Raw genomic sequence first — 25,812 nt, forward strand, 5'->3', positions numbered from 1 at the left:
ATCTTGCTTCCACAGGTGCCAACAGGAGAGCGAAGGAAGCACGAAGGTCCTTTAATATTCCCTTGATCCTCTGATGAAATGAATCCCGTATATTGGCGATCATGCATCAGATTGTAGAAAGAAAGCTACTTAAGTATTAAACCTTTAGTTGACTTTGACTTTCTTTGACTTTATAACCATTATAGCATATTTTGTGGTTTTGCCAAGTGGGGTCACTATTCATTTTTTACGATTTTACACGAAATATTCCCCGGACACAAAAAAACCTCCCCAAAATTGCTGGAGAAGTCCATTGGTCTTTCAATCACGCCGTATTTCTATATAAGCTAATCAAGTTAAATGGAGCAGTGGGAATAGTCATCAGAAGAAATCGAGCAAATAGGTTTCCCGTTCAGGAATCGCTTGTTCCAAAGCCTTGATTGCTGTGTTCGGTCCGTGAATTCTTCCGATTCGTGCCATTTCCGTTGGTCTGCGATATCCCATCAGGACCGCGGTAAGGGATTGAATATCCACCTTAATGATCTGATCATCAGTAATTGGCTCCGATGTTTTCCATATGGACGCTGTTCCGTTCATTGCCACGTTTAATTGCCATACCCCTTCATTCCATGGAGCGTGGGCATCTTCTACCTGAAGTACAATCTGCACCGGTGAGTCCTGGCTTGCAAATGGATACTGGGATATAAACTGCTCTACACTAACGATACGCGCCATAAAATAAGGTACAATCTCCTGCTGAATCCGTGGATTATCCAATTGGAAGGCAAGCGTATCACTGGCAGGCGCCTGCAACGTAACTTCCTGGATCATGGAATCATGGTTAGCAATGAAGGTCCACAGCCCTTGCCTAGCCTCTTCATTCAGATAGATGATCTCTTTAATGGTAAATTTATTTTCCTTAACCTCATATAAAAGATAACCTTGTGCTGCATCAGCTTCATCGTAATATACAGCCTTCTGGCTGGTCCCATTAACAAGAACTGAATTCTCCCACCTTGCATCATCCCGAACCAGAGTTCCGTTATAACGCTCAGCATAAGCACTGTATACTTCCTTTAATATGCTGAGGCCTGGATCCCCACGTCGAATCGTTCCAGGTGTCGCTTTTTTCAGAGGCAAATGAGCTGTAGGTACTTTATAACGTTTAAATTCAACATACGTCTCCCATCCATACTTCCGATAGAAACCAAAAGAGAATGGATGCAAGAATGATATGCTCTGTTTGTTACGATTCATTTCTTCCAACGCATGCTTCAGCAGACCCGCTACCCAGCCTTTGCGTCTATACTCTGGCCAGGTGGCAACACCCGCAATACCGCCCATCTCGAACGATCTGCCATGAATATAGGTTTGAAAAGGAATGATGTGAAGTTTGGCTCCTAGCTGCCCGTCCTCATATACACCCCATATATCCTGTGACGAAAATTGACTCCGCCGTTTTTCTTTCTGTTCTTCACTCATTACTACTTGAAAAGCATATTCGGAGAGTGCCATCGCCGGTTCAAAATCATCTACCGTCAATTTCTGAATTTCCATGTTGTCCTACACCCCATTCGCTAGAGTTATATCAATCCAAATCATGGCCTGATATCTGATATATGTACCCCTTAGAGTGTGTCAGAGGATTCTTACAAAGTCAAATAGGAGATGCTTTCGCATCCCCTAAAATAAACAAATAAAAACCACCACCGAATAACATCGGCAGTGGTTCTTCGCTTGGCGGCGTCCTACTCTCCCAGGACCCTGCGGTCCAAGTACCATCGGCGCTAGAGGGCTTAACGGTCGTGTTCGGGATGGGTACGTGTGGAACCCCTCCGCCATCGCCACCAAACGCGATTTGTCGAAGCATAGCTTCTTAAAATCAGATATGGAACTGAAAATCATACACACGTTCTGTGATGTACCAATTTTCATTTCAGAGATCGTTCTCTGAAAACTAGATTCGAAACGAAACATGCGATTTACAACTTGCTATTGGATAAGCCCTCGACCGATTAGTACTGGTCAGCTCCATGCATTGCTGCACTTCCACCCCCAGCCTATCTACCTCGTCGTCTTCAAGGGGTCTTACATACTGGGAAATCTCATCTTGAGGGGGGCTTCACGCTTAGATGCTTTCAGCGTTTATCCCGTCCGTACATAGCTACCCAGCGATGCTCCTGGCGGAACAACTGGTACACCAGCGGTACGTCCATCCCGGTCCTCTCGTACTAAGGACAGCTCCTCTCAAATTTCCTACGCCCACGACAGATAGGGACCGAACTGTCTCACGACGTTCTGAACCCAGCTCGCGTACCGCTTTAATGGGCGAACAGCCCAACCCTTGGGACCTACTTCAGCCCCAGGATGCGATGAGCCGACATCGAGGTGCCAAACCTCCCCGTCGATGTGGACTCTTGGGGGAGATAAGCCTGTTATCCCCAGGGTAGCTTTTATCCGTTGAGCGATGGCCCTTCCATGCGGTACCACCGGATCACTAAGCCCGACTTTCGTCCCTGCTCGACTTGTAGGTCTCGCAGTCAAGCTCCCTTATGCCTTTGCACTCTTCGAATGATTTCCAACCATTCTGAGGGAACCTTTGGGCGCCTCCGTTACTCTTTAGGAGGCGACCGCCCCAGTCAAACTGCCCACCTGACACTGTCCCCGCACCGGATTACGGTACCAGGTTAGAACCTAGATACGATCAGGGTGGTATCCCAACGTTGCCTCCACGCAAGCTGGCGCTCACACTTCAAAGGCTCCCACCTATCCTGTACAGATCGTACCCAAATTCAATATCAAGCTGCAGTAAAGCTCCATGGGGTCTTTCCGTCTTGTCGCGGGTAACCTGCATCTTCACAGGTATTAAAATTTCACCGGATCTCTCGTTGAGACAGCGCCCAAGTCGTTACGCCATTCGTGCGGGTCAGAATTTACCTGACAAGGAATTTCGCTACCTTAGGACCGTTATAGTTACGGCCGCCGTTTACTGGGGCTTCGGTTCACAGCTTCGGATTGCTCCTAACCACTCCCCTTAACCTTCCAGCACCGGGCAGGCGTCAGCCCGTATACTTCGCCTTACGGCTTCGCACAGACCTGTGTTTTTGCTAAACAGTCGCTTGGGCCTTTTCACTGCGGCCCCCTCGTGCTATTCACACTACCGGGGCACCCCTTCTCCCGAAGTTACGGGGTCATTTTGCCGAGTTCCTTAACGAGAGTTCTTCCGCGCGCCTTAGAATACTCTTCTCGCCTACCTGTGTCGGTTTGCGGTACGGGCACCATCACCTGGCTAGAGGCTTTTCTTGGCAGTGTGAGATCATGACCTTCGCTACTATAATTTTCGCTCCCCATCACAGCTCAGCCTTACAATGTGCGGATTTGCCTACACATCAGCCTTACTGCTTAGACGGACATCCATCAGTCCGCGTCACTACCCTACTGCGTCCCCCCATTGCTCATAACGGCTTACGGTGGTACAGGAATTTCGACCTGTTGTCCTTCGACTACGCCTTTCGGCCTCGCCTTAGGTCCCGACTTACCCTGAGCGGACGAGCCTTCCTCAGGAACCCTTAGGCTTTCGGCGGATCAGATTCTCACTGATCTTTTCGTTACTCATCTAAGCATTCTCACTTGTATAATGTCCAGCGCTCCTTACGGTACACCTTCAACCCTTATACAACGCTCCCCTACCCCTGATGCAAAGCATCAAGCCATAGCTTCGGTGGTGTGTTTAGCCCCGTTACATTTTCGGCGCAGAGTCACTCGACCAGTGAGCTATTACGCACTCTTTCAATGGTGGCTGCTTCTAAGCCAACATCCTGGTTGTCTGTGCAACTCCACATCCTTTCCCACTTAACACACACTTGGGGACCTTAGCTGATGGTCTGGGCTGTTTCCCTTTTGACAATGGATCTTAGCACTCACTGTCTGACTCCCGGAAGTAAGTCTATGGCATTCGGAGTTTGACTGAGCTTGGTAACCCTTGCGGGCCCCGCACCCAATCAGTGCTCTACCTCCACGACTCTGTTTTCCGAGGCTAGCCCTAAAGCTATTTCGGGGAGAACCAGCTATCTCCGAGTTCGATTGGAATTTCTCCGCTACCCCCACCTCATCCCCGCATTTTTCAACATGCGTGGGTTCGGGCCTCCAGTGCGTGTTACCGCACCTTCACCCTGGACAGGGGTAGATCACCCGGTTTCGGGTCTACGTCCACGTACTAAGTCGCCCTATTCAGACTCGCTTTCGCTGCGGCTCCGGCTCTTCACCTTAACCTTGCACGGGAACGTAACTCGTAGGTTCATTCTACAAAAGGCACGCCATCACCCCTAAAACGGGCTCTGACTTTTTGTAAGCACACGGTTTCAGGTTCTATTTCACTCCCCTTCCGGGGTGCTTTTCACCTTTCCCTCACGGTACTGCTTCACTATCGGTCGCTAGGAAGTATTTAGCCTTGGCAGATGGTCCTGCCGGATTCATACGGGGTTTCACGTGCCCCGCACTACTCGGGATCCGTCTCGGAGGGAACAGACTTTCAACTACAGGACTTTTACCTTCTTTGGCGGGCCTTTCCAGACCTCTTCGCTTAAGTTCCTTTGTAACTCCATGTGAGACGTCCCACAACCCCAAAGAGCAAGCTCTTTGGTTTGGGCTTCTCCGCGTTCGCTCGCCGCTACTGACGGAATCACTATTGTTTTCTCTTCCTCAGGGTACTTAGATGTTTCAGTTCCCCTGGTATGCCTCTACATAACCTATGTATTCAGTTATGAGTAACTGGAAATTACCCCAGCTGGGTTTCCCCATTCGGACACCCCCGGATCAAAGCTTGCTTACAGCTCCCCGAGGCAGTTTCGTTGTTCGCCACGTCCTTCATCGGCTCCTAGCGCCTAGGCATCCTCCGTGTGCTCTTAGTAGCTTAACCATTTTGTTCCGGTTTCGGTCGCTCGCTTCCCTTGTTTTGCTTGCGCAAAGCCAAAAGTCGCTCTCACCCGATACCATCACAAAAGCAATTTAACTACCTTTATACACTTGACTTGTTTGCACAAGTTCAGCTTAAAGGAATGTTCTAATTCGCGTTTGTTTCGTTTCGATATCTAGTTTTCAAAGAACAAGCCAAATAGATGAAATTGTTTGGTGGAGCCAAGCGGGATCGAACCGCTGACCTCCTGCTTGCAAGGCAGGCGCTCTCCCAGCTGAGCTATGGCCCCTCAAATTCCATCAAAACTGAACAAATGGATAAGTAACTGTGTTGCTGTTGCAGGTTCTGAGAACCTGCATATTTGAATGTTTCCGTTGCAGGAAACGATTCTCCATAGAAAGGAGGTGATCCAGCCGCACCTTCCGATACGGCTACCTTGTTACGACTTCACCCCAATCATCTATCCCACCTTCGGCGGCTGGCTCCTTGCGGTTACCCCACCGACTTCGGGTGTTATAAACTCTCGTGGTGTGACGGGCGGTGTGTACAAGACCCGGGAACGTATTCACCGCGGCATGCTGATCCGCGATTACTAGCAATTCCGACTTCATGCAGGCGAGTTGCAGCCTGCAATCCGAACTGAGGCCAAGCTTTGTTGGGATTGGCTCCATCTCGCGATTTCGCAGCCCGTTGTACCTAGCCATTGTAGTACGTGTGTAGCCCAGGTCATAAGGGGCATGATGATTTGACGTCATCCCCACCTTCCTCCGGTTTGTCATAAGCAGTCTATCTAGAGTGCCCATCCGAAATGCTGGCAACTAAATATAAGGGTTGCGCTCGTTGCGGGACTTAACCCAACATCTCACGACACGAGCTGACGACAACCATGCACCACCTGTCTCCTCTGTCCCGAAGGAAAGATACATCTCTGCATCGATCAGAGGGATGTCAAGACCTGGTAAGGTTCTTCGCGTTGCTTCGAATTAAACCACATACTCCACTGCTTGTGCGGGTCCCCGTCAATTCCTTTGAGTTTCAGTCTTGCGACCGTACTCCCCAGGCGGAGTGCTTAATGTGTTAACTTCGGCACCAAGGGTATCGAAACCCCTAACACCTAGCACTCATCGTTTACGGCGTGGACTACCAGGGTATCTAATCCTGTTTGCTCCCCACGCTTTCGCGCCTCAGCGTCAGTTACAGCCCAGAGAGTCGCCTTCGCCACTGGTGTTCCTCCACATATCTACGCATTTCACCGCTACACGTGGAATTCCACTCTCCTCTTCTGCACTCAAGTCACCCAGTTTCCAGTGCGATCCGGGGTTGAGCCCCGGGATTAAACACCAGACTTAAATGACCGCCTGCGCGCGCTTTACGCCCAATAATTCCGGACAACGCTTGCCCCCTACGTATTACCGCGGCTGCTGGCACGTAGTTAGCCGGGGCTTTCTTCTCAGGTACCGTCACCTTGAGAGCAGTTACTCTCCCAAGCGTTCTTCCCTGGCAACAGAGCTTTACGATCCGAAAACCTTCATCACTCACGCGGCATTGCTCCGTCAGGCTTTCGCCCATTGCGGAAGATTCCCTACTGCTGCCTCCCGTAGGAGTCTGGGCCGTGTCTCAGTCCCAGTGTGGCCGATCACCCTCTCAGGTCGGCTACGCATCGTCGCCTTGGTGAGCCGTTACCTCACCAACTAGCTAATGCGCCGCAGGCCCATCCCCAAGTGACAGATTGCTCCGTCTTTCCAGTTTCCTTCAGGCGAAGAAAACAATTATTCGGTATTAGCTACCGTTTCCGGTAGTTGTCCCAAACTTGAGGGCAGGTTGCCTACGTGTTACTCACCCGTCCGCCGCTAACCATCAGAGAAGCAAGCTTCTCTTCAAGTCCGCTCGACTTGCATGTATTAGGCATGCCGCCAGCGTTCGTCCTGAGCCAGGATCAAACTCTCCAATAAAGTATTGAAAAGAGCGATAAGCTCATTTTGAATCTGACGATTCATTGTGAATCAAAAGTTACTATCCATTTGTTCAGTTTTCAAGGAACTTGTATGTCCGTTTATGTTGATGTTTGTCAACCGGACAGGAATCTTATCATATCATGTTAACTAACTTACTGTCAACACTTTGTTTTCGTCATCTTTCAAATGATTATGACAATCATTCGTTTGAAGCGACAAGAAATAATATATCACGTAGTGATTTATTTAGCAAGCATTTTTAATCAACCTTTTGATATCATCATATCTTCATCTACGGCGTCTTGTCTCCAACCTGTTTCGACAGATTAGCACATGCTCTGAACCCAAGATGGGATAACGATCCCGGCTCTTCTGTTCGTTTGAAGAAAGTGATCCAAAAACTCTATAATAAGGTATATAGATATAGAGATAAGGTTAAGCAGTCAAGTGTACTACTTTCATAAGTAGCCTATGAACAATCGTATATCCATCTCGCATTGCACCTTTACACAGATCACGTACTCCATTCACAGCTAGCTATTACATATCAAAGTTATGAATAAACTCATTATTAACCTATATGGGGTGATCGCACTTGAAGCAATGGTTGAAGAACAGACGCAAAGGTTACGGCAAAAAGTTGGTTTCCATCCATGCGTGGAATGCCTGGATTGTTGTGATCCTTGCTATAACAGGTCTTATGCTGGTAGGCGGCTTTTGGCGCGAGATACTCGGAATTGGACGTGTCTGGTTAAAATGGCTACATATCATCGTTGGGCTAGCTATGCTGGCACCCGTAGTATATTACTTGATTTTGGCCGGAAAGCACTGGAAACAACTTCGAAATAGGCCTTGGCAAAGGGTGAACACCATCTTTGTTCTTGCGCTGCTGGTAGGCTGGATCCTCTCGGGTATTGTATTATGGCAGTTCAAGCTAGCTGGACCTCGATGGTCGAATGCTGCACTTTTGATCCATGACCTGCTGACTTGGGTGGGCTTACCTTATATTATCTATCACTCCATCACTCGGACCAAATGGTTAAAGGATCCTGCACGTCGTGCGGTTAAAACCACTACAACTTCAACACGAACTCAAAATACAGCTGACCCATCTGATTCAATATCGGATGAAAAAGAAACTCCGGCTCCTATATCTTCTTCCCAGTTTGATCGCAGTTCCGAGAGAGATCCCCTCAAATCAGAGGAGCGACCTCAACCGTTGTATACACGACGAGCTTTCATCCGTTCTGCTGTGGGGGTTGGTCTCGCCGTGACTCTTGGTCCTACTTTTATATCCTGGGTAGGACGAAATCTCAAGATCGATAACAGTATTGATAGCATGCTGGAGAACGACCCTAACCGCATGGTTCCTCTGCCACAACCGCTGTCTGCCTCTTCACCTCCCATTGGAGGCGGGGCTGAAGGTCATTTCCGCGTATATACGGTTACGCCCATACCGTCCTTCTCCAATGCTAACTGGTCTTTCCGAATCGATGGACTGGTTGAACGGGCACAGGTCTGGAATTGGGAACAATTCGTGAAGCTGGCGCGCACCGTACAGGTTAGTGATTTCCACTGTGTAACGGGCTGGTCTGTATATAAGAATACCTGGGAAGGCATTTCTCTTGCACAGCTTTTGAAACAAGCCGGGGTCAAACCGGAAGCTCACAGCGTGAAGTTTTATTCCGGTGATGGTGTGTATACGGATGCCATTACGATGGATCAAGCACAAATGGAAGATATTATGGTCGCTGTCATGCATGATGGCAAACCTATTCCTGCTGATCTTGGCGGTCCCGTACGGCTCGTTATTCCTCAGATGTATGCCTATAAATCAGTAAAATGGTTGAATCGCATTGAACTCATCGACAGCGAACATATCGGTTACTGGGAAGAACGAGGATATGATAAGGATGCATGGCTTACAGGCGCATCTCAGCGCATCCCTAACAATTTAAGTGGATCATGATGAGATAAGATTGGTGAGCGTTCTTTCGTTGTAAAAATAATTCAATAAATAGCAAAAGCCCCCGACCACATATTCGTGTCTTCGGGGGCTTTTTTCTTTTTCCTCATTATGAACTCTCTGATTACACTTTAACCCTGTGGGTTCAAAAGACGTACAAGTTCGTCCTCATCCTCAATCGTAGGAATGCCAAGATCATGGGCTTTGGTTAGTTTACTACCTGCCTTCTCTCCGGCAATAACCAAATCTGTCTTTTTCGACACACTGCCAGTCACCTTCGCTCCGAGCGCTTCCAGTCTTTGCGTTGCCTCTTCCCGCGTCAATTGGTGCAGCGTTCCGGTCAAGACGACCGTTTTACCACTGAAGAAGGAATCTTCCACAACAGCAACGGCTGGTGCCTCAGGTGCCTGAGCTTTCACGCCCAAGTTAAGCATTTTCTCAATTGCAGCCTGTGTAAACGGATCTGCAAAAAAGTTTACGATGCTCTCTGCCACAATACCACCGACGTCGGGTAGTTCAACCAGTTCTTCCACGGTTGCATTCATAATGGCGTGCAGATCTCGATAATGATCAGCGAGCATGCGCGTTGTCGATTTACCTGTGTTCGGAATACCCAGTGAGTATAAGAAGGAAGCCAAGTCTCTATCTTTACTAAGCTCAAGCGCAGCGATAAGGTTGTTCGCTTTCTTTTCCCCAAACCGCTCCAGCTTCACCAGATCATCAAACTGTAACGTATACAGGTCGGCAGGCTCACGTACGTTCAATTCATCATACAACTGAATCGCTGTTTTCTCACTGAACGTCTCGATGTCCATAGCATCACGGGAAGCAAAATGGGAAATACGTGCCACCGTTTGTGGTTTACACGCAAGTCTATTGTTGCAGAACAGATGCGCTCCGCGTTGCTCCAGTGGGAATCCACATGCAGGACACTGCTCAGGGAAGACGATCTCCTCGCCATCACTCTCCTCCGTCACTTTACCCAGAATCTCAGGAATGACGTCGTTGGAGCGACGGATAAAGACCCGTGTGCCCAGAGCGAACTTCAGATTTTTGCGCTCAATATCGCCGACATTGTTCAGCGTACAGTTCTGTACCGTTACCCCGGCAAGTTCAACCGGTTCTACGCGTGCCAGCGGAGTTACTTTACCAGTACGGCCCACATTCCATACCACAGCGTTAAGAACCGTCGTGGTCTCTTCAGCCTCGAATTTATATGCCACCGCCCAGCGAGGGAATTTATCGGTATAACCCAACACTTCGCGGGTGCGCATGTCCGTAATTTTGATAACAGCTCCATCGATCAGATAGTCCAGCTGACCCCGGTTCTCCTGAATCGCGGCCAATTGCTCCATCACATCATCAAACTCATGGAAATACGTGATGGATGGATTAACTTTGAATCGGTTCTCACGCAGGAAGTCCATCATCTGCTGATGATTGGCAAACTGAATGTCATCCGAATAACCTACATTATAAAAATAAGCATTCAGCCTACGCTCAGCCGTAGCCTTCGGATTCAGGTTACGGAGCGCTCCTGCTGCTGCATTACGCGCATTCTTGAGTGGCTCTGCCGCTGTCTCATTGTATCGGTCCAAGACAGACAGATTCATGATGCCTTCACCCTGTACTTCAATCGTACCGCTTGTGTAAGGAATTTTGAGCGGAACGGATCGGATCGTTCTTACCTGTGCCAAAATACCTTCACCTACGGCACCGTTCCCTCGTGTAGAGGCTTGCACCAACTCACCGTTGGTGTATGTCAGGTTCAACGTCAATCCGTCAAACTTCAACTCAATGACATAACCTGGTTCCGGTAAAGGCGTATCGGGATTTTTACTGTTATAGTCATTAATCAGTTTTAGTACACGGGTATTCCAGCTCCGAAGCTGCTCAATATTCTGTGCTTTGTCCAGACTCCATAATGAGGATAAGTGGCGATGCGGGGTAAACCCCTTTAGCAGTTCGCCACCCACACGCTGTGTTGGAGAATCAGGCAGAACCATGCCGCTTTCCTGTTCCAGCGTAACCAGTTCATCGTACAGAAGATCATACTCCTTATCGCTGATCTGTGGCTGATCCATCGTGTAGTACTGATAATTATGCTGGTTCAGCTCGGTAACGAGTTGCTCCATCCGGTGCATCGGGTCCATACAGGGCCATCCCTCCGTTAATTTGATCTATGTAGAAGGAACACTCCTATTGCACTGAACTGTGATAACAGAAAAACTTTCTGATCGATGTCATCCCCGGACTTCTTTTAATCCATTTTAAAAGGTGGAAATCCGGGGATAAAGGCGAACGCTATGCTTCTTCAAGTTATTTCTGCTCTCTCTGTTATCGTGCAAAAGGAGGTTTCGTTCTTATTCTACTTTCGTAATTGGGGCAAATCCGGCAAGCAAACGTTTCACACCCACCGGAGCCGGGAAGGCAATCTGCAGTTCGGTATCATTACCTGTCCCTTTGACCGCAACAATGGTGCCTGTCCCCCATTTGCCATGCTGCACTTTATCTCCTGCCTTGAATCCTGCTTCACCATCAGAAGCTACCGGCTTGGAAGCAGATGATGGCGTAGAATATGTTGGGCGGGAGACACTTGTGGTCACACGCGAAGTTGGCGTGGATGAGGTAGCAGATGAACCGCTTTTACTTTGGTGATCAAAGAGCTTGGTGCCGCCACCGAAGTTACTTCCTCCACTAGAGCCTAACCCACGTCCACCATATGAGCCGCCTCCACTACTTCCACGTCGGTAACGATCACGAGCCATGGAAGTGTCTTCCTTCAGCTCATCCGGAATTTCATCCAGGAAGCGGGAAGGCGGGTTCGCTGTTGTACGTCCAAACAACGTACGCATCTGGGCACAGGACAGGAACAGTTGCTCTTCCGCACGCGTGATCCCTACATAAGCAAGTCGGCGTTCTTCCTCCAGCTCTTCATTGTCCATAAAGGCACGGCTATGCGGGAAGACCCCTTCCTCCATACCCACGATAAAGACAACCGGGAACTCCAGACCTTTGGCGCTGTGCATGGTCATCAGGGTAACCGCGTCGCTCTGATCCTCTTCATCATCGTTCATGCTGTCGATGTCAGCAATCAATGCAAGATCGGTGAGGAACGACACGAGCGTTTTGTCTTCATTATTTTTCTCAAATTCCATCGTTACCGACAGGAACTCTTCAATGTTCTCCAGCCGTGCACGGGATTCGAGTGTGTTTTCATTTTGCATCTCAAGACGGTATTGGCTCATCTCAAGAATCTTCTCGGTCAGTTCAGTTACAGACAGATACTCTACCATCTGATGCAACGCAGCGATCATGTCATAGAACTCCACCAGCGCATTCCGCGTACGACCAGCAAAACCAAGATCATCTACGACCTGAAGTACACGGAAAATAGAAATTCCACGCTCTCCTGCCGCAGCCGCAAGCTTAGCTACCGTTGTATCACCAATGCTACGTTTCGGTACATTAATGATCCGGGTAAGACTGATATCATCGTCCGGGTTAGATAACAGGCGCAGATACGCCAGAATGTCCTTGATCTCTTTACGATCATAGAACTTGATGCCGCCGACAATCTGATACGGAATATCAGACTTGATCAGAATTTCCTCTATAACCCGGGACTGGGCGTTAGTACGGTATAAAATAGCATGGTTCTGATAGGATTTGCCGTTCTTTACATTTTTACTAATCTCGGAGGTAACAAAATACCCCTCATCATGCTCGGAATCCGCACGGTACACCTTGATCTTCGAGCCACCCTCTTTGTCCGTCCACAGTTTCTTCGGTTTACGCCCTGTATTCAGGCCGATCACTTCATTGGCTGCATTCAGGATATTGGAAGTTGAACGATAGTTCTGCTCCAGCAAAATCGTGTTTGCTTCAGGGTAATCTTTCTCAAAGTTCAGGATATTGCTGATATCCGCCCCACGCCAGCGATAGATCGACTGGTCACTATCCCCTACAACGCAGATGTGATGGTGACTGTCAGCGAGCATACGGCACAGCATGTACTGTGCACGGTTCGTATCCTGATACTCGTCCACGTGAATGTATTGGAATTTCTTTTGGTAAAAGTCGAGGACTTCCGGCACTTCTTTGAACAGTTGAATAGTCTGCATAATGAGATCGTCGAAATCAAGTGAGTTGTTGGCTCTTAACTTTTTCTGATACATCTTATATATCTTCGCTACAATACCCTCGAAATAATCTCCTGCCTGCTTCTCATATTGCTCCGGACTAATCAGTTCATTCTTCGCCGTGCTCATCATGGATTGAACTGCTTTGGGCTCGAATTTCTTGGTATCAATATTCTGGTCTTTCATACAGCTGCGAATAACAGATAATTGGTCCGATGAGTCCAAAATACTGAAGTTGGAGGTAAAGCCAATACGTTCAATATCACGACGCAAAATACGCACGCACATGGAGTGGAACGTGGATACCCATATGTCGCGGCCTTGGGAGCCACCAACTAGTTGGGATACACGGTCCTGCATCTCACGGGCGGCTTTGTTCGTAAAGGTAATCGCTAAAATGCCCCACGGGGGTGCTTTCCGTGTTGCAATGAGGTAGGCAATCCGGTGTGTTAGCACCCGGGTCTTGCCGGAGCCCGCTCCGGCCATAATCAGCAGCGGGCCATCCGTTGCCTCGACGGCTTGCCGTTGAGGGGTGTTAAGCCGTGCAACGGCATCATGTATATTTACAGGTTGCATGCATGCATGCTCCTTTCGTTGGTTGGTCTATAAAGCAAAATTAATAGGTTACACTCGCCACTCCGATGACAGAATAATCTTCCGATCGCTGTTATTCCCGGATTTTTCGATCTACTTTTTCAAAGGTAAAAATCCGGTAATAAAGGCGAACGCTCCGCTTCTCCAGCTTATTTCTGTCCTCTTCGTTCTCGTGTAAAAATTAGTTTAGCTTATATTTAAAGGTAGTAAAAATACAAGAGAGAACACTTCGTTTCTGTGTAAACCTTACTCTTGTATACGAATTGCTTAATTAGTAAGGGCAAAGTTCTATTTTAACAGATCATAAGGGGAAAATGGGGGAATGGTAAACTAAACCGATTAAATGGTTCCTTTTACAGCCAACACCGTCTCAAGTGCCTTAGTTAAATCGCTGTACACAATGTTACCTACCACGACAGTATCTGCCACTTGGGCAGCTTGCGCGGCTTTCTCCGAATCATCAATTCCGCCGCCGTAGATAAGGTGTGCCCGATCCAATTGTCTGTGTGTCTCACCAACAAGCTCCATATCTCCGAACGTTCCGCTGTACTCCATGTACACGATTGGAAGATTGAGCAGACGCTCCGCAGCCTGGGCATATGCCACCGCAGCTCCTGTCGTCAGATCCGTATCTGCGCCAGTCAACCGAGCTACCGTGGAGTTTGCATTGAGCACAATATAACCCTCGGCAATAAGTAGATCCCACGGGATGAGATAACCATAACGCTCTATCGCTTGCTGGTGGTGCCCAATCATCCATTTGCTGTCCGTTGCATTCAAGACCATCGGGATCAAATATCCGTCAAACCCGGGAACAACAGCCTCCAGATCGGATACTTCAAGCACACATGGCAACTCATAACGACGCACACGGGACATCAGGTCTACCGTGTTATCATAGGTAATCCCCGAAGATCCGCCAACGATAATTGCATCGGTCCCCGACATACAGACCAGATCGAGTTCTTCGTCCGTAATTTCCCGGTCTGGGTCAAGCTTAAATACATGTCTCCACTGCTTAATCATGTCTATCAACGAACATTCCTCCAGAGGTTCTTCTGCATCCTAGAAAGCTTGTAAACTAAGTCTAAGTCAGCAGGCAGCGAGTGTCAATGTTCGTATAAAAAGGGGAACAGAAAAAAATGTATTTTTACGGTTTCCAGGCAAAACGTGTATTCATTTCATCCAACTCCTGCTCCGTCAGCACGTCAGAGTATACCCCGTACACGCCCCATTTCTCATAGTTAGCCACCTGTTCAGTGTCGTTGATGGTGTGCACGTAGGTGACAGAACCTGCACTATTCAGCTTGGCGACGAAATTCTGGTTTACTTTATATTCCGGCATAGTCACGGCATCAATATCATTCTTTTGTACAAAATCAACAACCTGAGCTTCTGTATCCTGTGTGGCATATAACGTATAGATAATGGAAGGGAATGCATAGACTTCTTTCACCGTTTCGAGCATCGGTTCGTTATAAATCTGTACAACCACCCGATCCAGCACGGAGGGATCATGTTCTTTAGCTGCATCCACCAGGGACTGTAACACCTGCTGAATATCCTCATCCTTCTGTTCCTTGGTGTCGGTTACGATATACATATCCGGATACTCGGCCAGTACATCTATAATGCCATCAGCATCCATGGGTTGATACATGCCTAAAATAGGCGTATTCATAAATTCATCATGTGTCAGTGCCCCGGCTTGTCTATCCTCCGGAAGCTGTTCGTCCTGTCCTAGCATTTTGCTCATATTAGCGGTCCATTCATGTCTGGCTACGGCTTTGCGATCCGAGGTTAACATAAAGTCGATCTCAAATACACGTGTGCCTTTCTCGTAATTGGCAATCATCGCTTCATAGGCGTTGGTATATGGTTGATCACGAATGCTGCCCATCGCATGGGCGATTAATCTATAGGCGGTAAATCCGTCCCGTTGTTCCTCACTCTCGCTTTCATAGGCGAAAAAGAGTGTGCCCACGGTAACGATCAGTAGTATTAACACGGCGGCAATGCGTTTCATATCACATTCACATCCTCAGTACCTTTTTGTTAGCTAACTACCCGAATTGATGAGGTGTAAAACAAAATAGCCGCCCGAGGCGGCTGTTAAATGGTGGGTGTAGTTTGGGAATAAAGCACGGACCCTCCACATGCTCAGTCCTTTTGCTGTACACTCAACTCTTTCAAAAACGCAATCAGCGCCTCACGCCAAGGTCTCAGAGGTTCCAGAACGTTCGTTCGAATTGCCAAATGATCCATGACCGAGTATGCAGGACGGGGGGCTGGACGCGGAAACTGATCGGTTGTGCATGGCGTAAGTTCGGCTGTCGGCTCGAGCCCACTCTGCTTATTGGCTTCTTCTTTTATTGCCTCTGCAAACTCGTACCATGTGCAAGTTCCTGAATTGGAGGCATGATAGATACCATATTTTTCACTTATGGAAAGGATATGAATGAATCGGGCAAGATCGACCGTATAGGTTGGCGAACCTTGTTGGTCATGAACAACTTGCAGTTGTGGACGTTTTTCCATAAGTTCCAGCATGGTTTTGACAAAATTACTGCCATACACGCCAAACACCCATGATGTTCGAATGATAAACCATTGCGTACACAAACTTTGAACCAGCCGTTCCCCAGCAAGCTTCGACTTGCCATATACACTCTGCGGATTCGTTACATCGTACTCGCGGTAAGGTGTACTCCCGCTCCCATCAAATACATAATCAGTACTGATATATACCAATTTTGCTTTCACTTTCTCGGCGGCAACCGCGATATTTCTAGTACCTGATGCATTAATTGCGTATGCTGTATCCTCATCTACCTCAGCCTGATCGACCGCCGTGTAAGCAGCGCAGTGAATAATGATGTGAGGCCGGAACGTTGTAATCATATCTGTGCACTGCTGTTGATCGGTAATATCCATCTGGTTTTTGTCACAGGCCAATACCTGATGACCCTCTGCTTGAAAGGTCTTCACCACATCATAACCCAGCTGTCCTGCCGCGCCAGTCACCATAACTCTATAGTTCATTTGGACGAATCACCCATCCGCTTACCGTACTGAAGCTGAACATAGTCCTGATATGTGCCTGATTGAATTCTCGTCCACCAATCTTGATGTTTCAGATACCACTCGATCGTCTCCTTGATCCCTGTCTCAAAATTGTGTGCAGGTTGCCATCCGAGCTCTGTACGTATCTTGGTAGGATCTATACCATAACGTCGGTCATGTCCCAATCGATCCTGTACATATTGAATCAGACTCGCCGGTTTACCCAGTTGTTCCAACACGCTCTCCACAATATATATATTAGTACGTTCATTATTACCACCAATGTTGTATACCTCTCCAGATTGTCCATTATGAATCACCAGATCAATCGCGCTGCAGTGATCCTCGACATAAAGCCAGTCACGAATATTGAGGCCGTCACCATATACTGGAATGGCTTCATCATTTAATGCACGGGATATAATCAGCGGAATCAGTTTCTCCGGGAATTGAAAAGGCCCGTAGTTATTGGAGCAACGTGTAATATTTACAGGCAGTCCAAAGGTTTCATGATAGGCTCTTACGAGCAGATCCCCGCCAGCTTTACTTGCAGAGTAAGGACTGTTTGGCATCAGAGGTGTATCTTCAGTAAATAACCCTGTTGCACCCAATGATCCATATACCTCATCCGTCGATACCTGAACAAATTTGGTGACTTGATACTTCTTTGCCGCATCCAGCAGAACCTGAGTACCCATCACATTGGTACGCACAAAGATATCCGGGGACAAAATACTTCGATCCACATGAGACTCGGCAGCGAAATTCACAACCACATCGATGCCTTGAGAAAAAACAGCTTCCATCTGCTGTACATCTGCAATATCTGCCTTGATGAAGGTATATCGGGGATTGGACTCTACCGTATGCAAGTTCTCCAAGTTCCCTGCATACGTTAATGCATCCACATTGATAATTTCATAACTCGGATGTTCACGAAGCATATATAACACAAAGTTGCTGCCGATAAATCCGGCCCCACCCGTAACCAGTAGTTTCATGCTGTCTCTCTCCCTCTGCCTCCAGATACAGAAGTATCTGAAAAGTCTGATTAATTAGTCGAAATTCAGTTCAGCATCTTTCAGTAAAGGATGCTTCTGATCCTTCTCCGATAATATAGGTTTCGTCACAGGCCAATCAATGGCGAGCGCCGGATCGTTCCACAGAATTCCACGATCATGTTCAGGCGAATAATAGGCATCTACCTTATAAGTTACCCGGCAATTAGGCACCAAGGTACAAAATCCATGAGCAAATCCTTGAGGAACAAGCAGTTGCCGCTGGTTGTACTCACTTAGAATGACACTTTTCCATCGGCCAAAAGTAGGGGATGAGGTGCGGACATCCACAATCACATCATATATAGCCCCAGATATAACCCTAACCAATTTAGTCTGTGCTTTGGGCTGAAGTTGATAATGAAGCCCACGCAGAACACCTGCTTCAGCCGACAAGGATTGATTGTCCTGAATAAAGACGTGCTGTATCCCCTGTTCACGCAGAACCTGCTCATTATAACTCTCCATAAAATATCCACGGTGATCACCATAAACCTTGGGTTCCAATATGGCAGCGCCATCCATAAACAGCGGAAGTACCTTCATGACATCCCTCCGTTTTGCTGTTGACATCATTTCTTCATATTGACTATGTATATGTAAAGTGTCGGGTATGTGTTTGTTCATTGGCCTGTATAACCCTCATATTTGCTCTTCCATAAAATAAATTAAAGCCCAGCCGCGATAACATTCTTCGGCTGGACTTCAAGGGCATGCGGAAAACCATTTATTGATCCTTTACGACCTGTTCCAAATACTTTAAGAGATCTTTCCGTAGATCCGGGCGTTGCATTGCGTAGTGAATCGATGTCTCAATAAAGCCCAACTTTTCACCAACATCATGACGTAACCCATCAAAATGATAAGCAAGAATTTGTCGCTGTTCATTCAATCGGGACAAGGCATCCGTGAGCTGGATTTCTCCCCCGACACCAGCAGATTGTTGACCCAGTATCTCAAAGATATCCGGTGTAAGAATATAACGTCCCATAATAGCAAGGTTCGAAGGGGAATCTTCGGTCTTTGGTTTCTCAATTAAGCGGCGGGCCCGAAAAACACGATCATCGGTAGGAGTCAGCAATTCTCCGTCTACAATCCCGTAGCGGGATACCTCGCTCCAATCAACAGGCTGTACACCAACAATCGGAGATTGCAGTTCATCGTAGACATCGATCATCTGCTTCAGGCAGGGATGTTCCGCTTCCACAATATCATCCCCTAACAGGACGGCAAAAGGCTCGTTGCCGATAAACTTGCGGGCACACCAAATGGCGTGACCAAGTCCCTTCGGTTCCTTTTGACGGATATAATGAATATCTGCCATCTCGGAGGGTTTGCGTACTTCGTTAAGCAAGTCCCACTTCTGTTTGTCCGCCAGATTCTGCTCCAGCTCAAAAGAATAATCGAAGTGATCTTCAATGGCCCGTTTCCCTTTACCTGTCACAATAATGATATCTTCAATGCCTGAAGCTACGGCTTCTTCAATAATGTACTGAATCGTTGGCTTGTCCACGATGGGCAGCATTTCCTTAGGCATCGCCTTGGTGGCAGGCAGAAACCGGGTACCCAGCCCTGCGGCTGGAATAATCGCTTTGCGAATACGCACACGAACCCACTCCTTTTGCTAGATACATATTTTAATATATTTAATGATTATTAGTTCTACGATGCTTGGACTCCATTATACCATCAACAATTCGCGGATATCCTGTTCGGATAAGGTCGTCGATCCTCCGTCTCCCGGTTCGATCACTTCGGCAATTAAGTCCTTCTTCCGCTGCTGGAGTTCCAAAATCTTCTCTTCGATCGTACCTTCGGTCACCAGGCGGATGACTTGCACGACTTGTTTCTGTCCCATGCGATGGGCACGGCCAATGGCCTGTTCTTCCACGGCGGGATTCCACCATAGATCATATAATATAACGGTATCTGCACCCGTTAAGTTTAGTCCTGTACCTCCAGCTTTCAGGGAGATTAAGAACAATTCCGCTTCGCCCTCATTAAATCTATGACACATCTCGACCCGGCTCTGAGCAGGCGTCTGACCATCGAGGTAAAACAGGTTTTTTCCCTGTGCCGCAAGGGTCTGACGAATCAGGTTCAACATGCTTGCAAATTGGGAGAAGATAAGAATTCGTTTGCCTGAAGCCAAACAATCCTCGACCGTTTCAAGCAACTGTTCCATTTTCCCGGAATCGCCTTGATATCCTTCCACAAAGAGGGCCGGATGACAACACAACTGACGCAAACGGGTGATGCCAGCCAGAATTTTGATACGATTCTTCTGGAATCCGTTATCCTCCATGTCCTTCGATGCTTCATCCTGAAGCTGGGAAAGGTATGCGGCATACAATTTCTTCTGTTCAACCGTAAGCTCTGACCGCTGTACCGTTTCAATTCGATCAGGCAATTCTTCCAACACATCCTTCTTCAAACGGCGCAGAATAAACGGACGTACCATCCGCGAGATCCGTTCCGGAGGAAGGTCGCGGAATCTTCTGTAACTTGGAAATAACCCAGGGAATACCGCTTCAAAAATGGACCACAATTCATCCAGCGAGTTCTCCACAGGTGTACCTGTGAGTGCAAAACGGCGCGGAGCTTGAATTTGTTTGACTGCCTGCGCGGTCTGGGAAGAAGCATTTTTGATTGCCTGAGCTTCATCCAAAATGAGCGTATGGAAGGTTCGGCCGAGATAGGTGTCCAAATCCCGTCGCAACAGAGGATACGACGTCACAATTACATCTGCCTCATCCATGCCTGAAAGCATGCTGGCTCGTTCTTCTTTCTGACCTGCGGCAATCAGTACGTTCAGATGCGGGGCGAACCGCGCAAACTCATTGGCCCAGTTATAGGTTAGCGAGGCAGGCGCCACGACAAGTACCGGAGGGTGAATGACCCTCGTTCGGATCGTCAGTCCATCCTGCTGCATCGTGGACCATAGGCCATCCCTATTCTCTGAGGCCATCTTTTCCAATGGGAGACCAGTTTCGGGGTCGATGTCGGAAGTCGTTAACGTTTCACCGCCCCATAGCGATCCGCTCTCCCGGTATTTTTCACCGCCCGTATTGCCCATATTGTGCTCGGGCTTTTCCTGAAGCACCGCTGTAATATAGGCGATGCTTTGCAACGTTTTTCCAAGTCCCATATCATCCGCCAGAATGCCGCCAAAACGATAATAAGCGAGGGTTCGCAGCCACTGGTATCCGCTGTTCTGATAATCCCGCAGGATGGGGGTCAGTGATCCCGGCAATGCAAAATCCATCCTTTCGGGATCTCGGAGATCATCGAGGAAACGTTTCAGAGAGCCTCCCCACTTCACATGACCGGAAACTTCGTCCCTGCCTGGCAATTGTAACGCCCGAACAGCTGGCAGCCGGATATGGCTGCTCTTGATGTCATCTTCTCCCAGCCCAAGTGAATCGGCCATGTGAGCGAAGCTATCTGCACCTTCATTTTCAAGTGAAAGAAAGACACCGCTCTTGAGACGGAAATACGGTTTCTTTTCCACAATGCGACGCATGAGTTCTTGAAGCTCCTGCTCGTCCACACCTTCCATCTCAAATGAAATCTCCAGCCAGTCCAATCCTCTTCCCAAATCTGCCCGTACTTTCGGCGGTGTTGGATAGGATTGCACCATCGCCTTCACGGCGTTTGGCATATAGATATCTACCTGTTTCTCAAGCTCAGGCAACAGATGATACATTACATCATATATTGCATCTTCCCGTTCGCTCGCCCAAACACTACCATCCCTTTCGAGAAAGGATCGATCAAGCCGTTCAATCAGATTCCGCTCTTTGTATCGATCACGCACCAAAATAACCTTTTTCTCTTCTTCATCTATTAAATACTCGGCAAGCGGATTAATAACCATGACCTCATAGTCGAATTCCAGACGCGCTGTAATACGTTCACGATAGAAGTCAATGTACAGCTTCGGTGAAAGTTCCGGTTCCGCGATCTGTTCACGCACCTGCGAATCAATGGACAGATGTCCAAGCGTACGCAGTTCTGGCACGACATGCTGTACGAATTCATCCACCTGCTGAGTCGAAATATCGATGCTTTCCTTGATTCCATACGACGTGAGCGCCCCACTCAAGTCCTCCAGACTTCGCATCTGCATCGGCTCCAACATATGCAACTGTCCTTCCACCACGGCGGCATCATAAGCAGGAAGAAGAATCAGCTCACGCAGTCCCGAAATTTCAAGCTGATACCCTTCATTCGCTCCCTGGGCGATCCGGTAAAATAAAGGAAGTACCCCTTCCCCTAGTGTGAGTGGCCCATTGGCAAATCCCGTGCCCTCCATCCGACTGTCGGCCTGTAGTAGTAATTCCAGCAATGGCTTCCATACGAGCGGAGCAATCAATATATCCCGTCCGTCCGAAGCTCCCAGATAACCGGAGATGGATTGGCGATAGGCCTCCTCACTCTGTCTCATTCGAATAAGCATCGAGAGAATGGCCTGATCCTGCGGAGTGAAAACATGCATCAATGGATCATAGTGGAACAGTTTGGTAAATGACATGGGCTCGCCCTTCTCGATACAGTTCAGGAATTGCTTCACTTTCTGCACCACATACAGACGTTTGTTACCCACTTTCAATTCAAGAGCAAGTTTCCCACCACCATTGTGAACCTGTATCAGCTTACATATAAACTGAACCTGCAATTCTTCCCGCAGGGAGGAACGGCTGACAGGGGCAGTGTAATTACGATCATTTCCATGCAGCGGTCTCCGATCCTTGGCAAACATGGACAGAATCTGATCCGCCGTACGGTAAGAAGGTTTATCTGCCGAGCGGCCCCACCCCGAAGCTGAGCTTGGACGACCTGCTTGGGCAAAGTGAACGGGCGGACGCTCTGGGGCATCATTCAGTTGCTCTCGTTGTGAAGCGGACTGTGGTCGCTCCCATATGCTTTCTTCGACCAACGTCCCAACCCTGGACTTGGAACCTGAGCTGGAACTGGTATTGGCTCCTTGACCTGTAGCAGGTTGAGGAGCCTTCCCAGAAGCAATCGTGGCATTACGCTCCTGCTGCTCACCCCATTCGTGAATAGCCAACAAGACAGCAGCGACATGTTTACAATAGTCATAATGCCTACCGTCACCCGGACAACTGCAGCCTGCCACAATCTCACCTGATCCATCTACATCCACCGTAACCTGATAACGCTCCGATCCACGTACCTGAGCTTCATAATGAAGCTGATCCTCACCGACCACCAGATTGGTCACCCTGCCAGATTGGTTATAATCTTCTCCGCGCTTGAATGCCGTGACCCCGCACAGCAATTTGATATCCATAATTGTGAATGGCGCCACGCTTCTTCGCCTCCTGTATCATGATGTAAAAAAACCCCAAGAGCTCCTTAAAGCAGAGATTGGGGTTCCTTCATGCTTGTAACTGTTGTTGTACCATACAATCGTTATTTCACCAATTGACCACGTGTAACGCCCAGTTGGTTCGTTGCTTTGAGTGTTTTCCACACTTGTGTACCACTGATCTCGCCGCGCAGTGCACGGTTGTAAAGATCGATAACTTCGCGTACCTGCTCCGGTGTCTCTTCCAGGAATTCCACACGGTAACGGGATACACCCAGATCCATAAAGTTGGTCAGATACTCGGCACCAGACTGCTCCACTGCGTTGTACACCGTATTACGGCAACCTTCATCCACACGTACCGGGTGGGACATGCCGATCCGGTCTTGCAGGGATGCACGCTGTTCCTCACAAGGACGTCCACAGTTAGTATAGTCCGTTCCTTCACTCATGAACGTACAATATACACAGTGCTCGGTGTGGAACATCGGCAGATGCTGATGGATAACCACTTCAGTCTGACTTGTACGGGAGTGGCCCAGCAAATCAACCATTTGTTGAATGTTCAGGTCATAGGATGGGGTAATCCAGTCACATCCGGCTTCCAGGAACAATTCTACTGCTTTGTGATTAGCGATGTTCAATGAGAAGTCGCCGATCAGTTCCGGGTGCTTCGCATCCGGGTTTTCCATCCGGTGACGAAGGTAAAAGTACAGTGCGCCTGTATTACGTACCAATACCGCATCCGGCTTCAGACGCAGGATGTTGTTATGATATCCGTTCTCCCCAGGCATATGAATACGCGGTGTTGCCAGCGCGATCTTGCGACCAGCGGCATGCACAGCTTCCACGGCTGCCGGGAACTGTTTGATAAACTCGAAGTCGGCATAGATCATACCGATTCCTGCTTCAATCGCTGCCTCCACTTGTGGCAGGCTGCGGCAGAGTGCGGTCAGTTCTGCTTGACCGCGAGCGACTGGCGATGCCGGTTTAACCGAATCGCCGTACACATCTACCGCCCGTTTGACGTAGACGGGTGGTTTAGGGCGTTCGCCCGCGAGTTGTTCTACCGCCTGACGGCGAATGTTATTCAACTCGCGCATTGGGATGATGACGTCACCGTGCAAGTTGACGTCCATTCCTTCCAACTGGAACACGGTGCCTCCCAGACGTCCGAACTGCTCTTCGAGCAATTCATGTGTCATTGGACGTTTCTGCGCGATGTCCAGTTCCATCTCGGAATCAATACGGACGGTCGTGCCTTTCTGTACGTCTGTCCACCATGTGCTAAGCGGCTGCCCCGGGCTGCCGATGACCTTCACCTTCACCGGGAATACACGGTACGGCTTCTCGGTCTCGAAGCTTTGACGCAGACGTTTGTCCAGCGCCGGGTCATTCGTTTTCCACACTTTGTCGCCAACTTTCACGCGTCGCAGATCCACGTCACTGCGGCCTGGCACGACATCAACGATCCAACCCTCTTCGGCTTCGCCTTCGAGTTTTACGCCTTTGCGACGTACATCGTATACACGTCCGCCCTCTTCCTTCTGAGTCGGGTCTCCGGCGTCAAATACAATTCCGTCTCCACGTTTCACAGGTGCATCCAGTTTCAGGACCACACCATCGCGCAACACTTGATCTACACGACCGAGGTAGACACCACGGCTTTTCGGGAACGTTCCATCCACCAGTTCTTTGTTGTTTGTACCGCTCAGGAAACCATGTGTGAATCCACGGGAGAAGCTTTGCTGCAATTCGCGAACTTCTTCCTTGCTTGGCGGTGTGTTATCTCCATCAAAATAACGGTCAATCGCTTTACGATATTTGCTTACTACGTTTGCTACGTATTCCGGCGTTTTGAGACGTCCTTCAATTTTGAAAGAAGTTACTCCTGCTTCGATCAGTTCCGGCATCAGGTCAATCGCTGCCAGATCTTTCGGAGACAACAGATAGGCTACATCACCCATCGGTTTGTGTACCCCATCCACCATCAGGTCATATGGAAGACGACAAGCTTGTGCGCACTCCCCACGGTTCGCCGAACGTCCTCCCCACATTTCGGAAGTAAGACACTGCCCCGAGTAGGATACACACAGCGCACCATGAACAAATACTTCCATTGGAAGTTTTGCCTGCTCACCGATCTTCTGGATCTGCTTCAGGTTGTTCTCCCGTCCCAGAACGACACGTTCCATATCAAACGGCTTCGTAAACTCGACCGCTTCCGGAGACGTAATTGTCATCTGTGTTGAACCGTGAATCGGGAAATCCGGTGATATCTCGCGGATCATCTTCACCAAACCCAAATCCTGAACAATTACAGCGTCCACACCTGCATCGACACAAGCGTCAATCAGTTCTTTGGCATCCGTCAATTCATTTTCAAAAATCAATATATTAAAGGTCAAAAAACCTTTTACGCCATAACTGTGCAAAAACGCCATTATCTCCGGCAGCTCGTCCATACGGAAATTGTTCGCCCGTGCCCGTGCATTAAACTTTTCGACTCCGAAGAAAATTGCATCTGCGCCATTAGCTACCGCCGAACGCATACAATCCCAGTCACCAGCGGGTGCCAGAAGTTCAACGTCTTCTCTTCGTATTGTTGCTGTTTTCATGTAGATCCTCCCCATAACCGGCTATCCGCCGGATTTCATCCCTATATCCTTAAACGCCTGAACATACTAAGCTTAAGACTGCACCTTATCGGGTACACCTGCATTGTCACGGTATTACAATATCTATCTATTATGTCTGTATTGCCTGAACTCCAAGCTTACAGTCATTCCTATTCATCAGATCAGTAGT

At 48.4% G+C, this 25,812-nt stretch carries 12 protein-coding genes, 1 tRNA gene and 3 rRNA genes; 1 reads left to right on the forward strand and 15 read right to left on the reverse strand.

The genetic code is table 11. The features are described 5' to 3' along the window. Positions 1–360 precede the first annotated feature (360 nt). From MHH25_RS27445 to MHH25_RS27465, 5 genes are all read right to left on the reverse strand, one after another. Positions 361–1,536, reverse strand: a complete 1,176-nt coding sequence (locus MHH25_RS27445) for a GNAT family N-acetyltransferase (protein ID WP_036607133.1) — start codon at positions 1,534–1,536, stop codon at positions 361–363. Positions 1,537–1,714: 178 nt separating this feature from the next. Beyond that, positions 1,715–1,831, reverse strand: a 5S ribosomal RNA gene (gene rrf / locus MHH25_RS27450). Positions 1,832–1,974: 143 nt separating this feature from the next. Further along, a 23S ribosomal RNA gene (locus tag MHH25_RS27455) occupies positions 1,975–4,897 on the reverse strand. A 210-nt stretch (positions 4,898–5,107) separates the two neighbouring features. After that, positions 5,108–5,183: transfer RNA gene (locus MHH25_RS27460), tRNA-Ala, on the reverse strand. 108 nt (positions 5,184–5,291) lie between these two features. Then, a 16S ribosomal RNA gene (locus tag MHH25_RS27465) occupies positions 5,292–6,846 on the reverse strand. The 16S, 23S and 5S rRNA genes sit together here with 1 tRNA gene alongside, the layout of an rRNA operon. 598 nt (positions 6,847–7,444) lie before the next feature. Here MHH25_RS27465 and MHH25_RS27470 point away from each other — a divergent pair. Then, positions 7,445–8,818, forward strand: coding sequence for a molybdopterin-dependent oxidoreductase (locus tag MHH25_RS27470; protein ID WP_340018599.1), 1,374 nt, complete (start codon positions 7,445–7,447; stop codon positions 8,816–8,818). Positions 8,819–8,946: 128 nt separating this feature from the next. Here MHH25_RS27470 and ligA read toward each other — a convergent pair whose 3' ends face one another. The 10 genes from ligA to MHH25_RS27520 all read right to left on the reverse strand — a co-directional run bounded on the left by ligA (position 8,947) and on the right by MHH25_RS27520 (position 25,622). Then, positions 8,947–10,968, reverse strand: a complete 2,022-nt coding sequence (ligA, locus tag MHH25_RS27475) for an NAD-dependent DNA ligase LigA (protein ID WP_340018600.1) — start codon at positions 10,966–10,968, stop codon at positions 8,947–8,949. Between the two features lie 210 nt (positions 10,969–11,178). Further along, complete coding sequence (pcrA, locus tag MHH25_RS27480; RefSeq protein WP_340018601.1) at positions 11,179–13,533, reverse strand: DNA helicase PcrA; 2,355 nt, start codon at positions 13,531–13,533, stop codon at positions 11,179–11,181. Between the two features lie 357 nt (positions 13,534–13,890). Continuing rightward, positions 13,891–14,586, reverse strand: coding sequence for a heptaprenylglyceryl phosphate synthase (locus MHH25_RS27485; protein ID WP_036612366.1), 696 nt, complete (start codon positions 14,584–14,586; stop codon positions 13,891–13,893). A gap of 115 nt (positions 14,587–14,701) precedes the next feature. Continuing rightward, on the reverse strand, positions 14,702–15,577 hold the full coding sequence (locus tag MHH25_RS27490; protein ID WP_076328773.1) for a phosphatidylinositol-specific phospholipase C/glycerophosphodiester phosphodiesterase family protein: 876 nt from the start codon (positions 15,575–15,577) through the stop codon (positions 14,702–14,704). Between the two features lie 134 nt (positions 15,578–15,711). Further along, positions 15,712–16,593 (reverse strand): dTDP-4-dehydrorhamnose reductase, encoded by an 882-nt coding sequence (gene rfbD, locus MHH25_RS27495; RefSeq protein WP_340018602.1) that lies wholly within the window; start codon positions 16,591–16,593, stop codon positions 15,712–15,714. After that, the gene (gene rfbB, locus MHH25_RS27500; RefSeq protein WP_036667707.1) at positions 16,590–17,615 is read right to left on the reverse strand and encodes a dTDP-glucose 4,6-dehydratase; all 1,026 of its coding nucleotides are present in this window, start codon (positions 17,613–17,615) and stop codon (positions 16,590–16,592) included. The genes rfbD and rfbB overlap by 4 nt, the downstream gene beginning before the upstream one ends. Before the next feature lie 54 nt (positions 17,616–17,669). Beyond that, entirely contained in the window at positions 17,670–18,218 is a 549-nt protein-coding gene (gene rfbC, locus MHH25_RS27505; RefSeq protein ID WP_340018603.1) for a dTDP-4-dehydrorhamnose 3,5-epimerase, read from the reverse strand. A gap of 181 nt (positions 18,219–18,399) precedes the next feature. After that, positions 18,400–19,278 carry a UTP--glucose-1-phosphate uridylyltransferase GalU gene (galU, locus tag MHH25_RS27510; protein ID WP_036612381.1) on the reverse strand — a complete coding sequence of 293 codons (879 nt, stop codon included), beginning with the start codon at positions 19,276–19,278 and terminating at the stop codon, positions 18,400–18,402. Between the two features lie 75 nt (positions 19,279–19,353). Then, complete coding sequence (locus tag MHH25_RS27515; RefSeq protein WP_340018604.1) at positions 19,354–23,004, reverse strand: DEAD/DEAH box helicase; 3,651 nt, start codon at positions 23,002–23,004, stop codon at positions 19,354–19,356. Between the two features lie 104 nt (positions 23,005–23,108). Beyond that, positions 23,109–25,622, reverse strand: coding sequence for a DUF3656 domain-containing protein (locus MHH25_RS27520; protein ID WP_340018605.1), 2,514 nt, complete (start codon positions 25,620–25,622; stop codon positions 23,109–23,111). Between the last annotated feature and the right edge of the window lie 190 nt (positions 25,623–25,812).

This window comes from Paenibacillus sp. FSL H3-0457 (assembly GCF_037981725.1).
Taxonomy (GTDB): domain Bacteria; phylum Bacillota; class Bacilli; order Paenibacillales; family Paenibacillaceae; genus Paenibacillus; species Paenibacillus amylolyticus.

Coding starts and splice junctions, on each gene's coding strand:
- MHH25_RS27445 (WP_036607133.1), bottom strand. CDS start 1,536: ATGGAAATTCAGAAATTGACGGTAGATGATTTTGAACCGGCGATGGCA.
- ligA (WP_340018600.1), bottom strand. CDS start 10,968: ATGGACCCGATGCACCGGATGGAGCAACTCGTTACCGAGCTGAACCAG.
- pcrA (WP_340018601.1), bottom strand. CDS start 13,533: ATGCAACCTGTAAATATACATGATGCCGTTGCACGGCTTAACACCCCT.
- MHH25_RS27490 (WP_076328773.1), bottom strand. CDS start 15,577: ATGAAACGCATTGCCGCCGTGTTAATACTACTGATCGTTACCGTGGGC.
- rfbD (WP_340018602.1), bottom strand. CDS start 16,593: ATGAACTATAGAGTTATGGTGACTGGCGCGGCAGGACAGCTGGGTTAT.
- rfbB (WP_036667707.1), bottom strand. CDS start 17,615: ATGAAACTACTGGTTACGGGTGGGGCCGGATTTATCGGCAGCAACTTT.
- rfbC (WP_340018603.1), bottom strand. CDS start 18,218: ATGAAGGTACTTCCGCTGTTTATGGATGGCGCTGCCATATTGGAACCC.
- MHH25_RS27520 (WP_340018605.1), bottom strand. CDS start 25,622: ATGAAAACAGCAACAATACGAAGAGAAGACGTTGAACTTCTGGCACCC.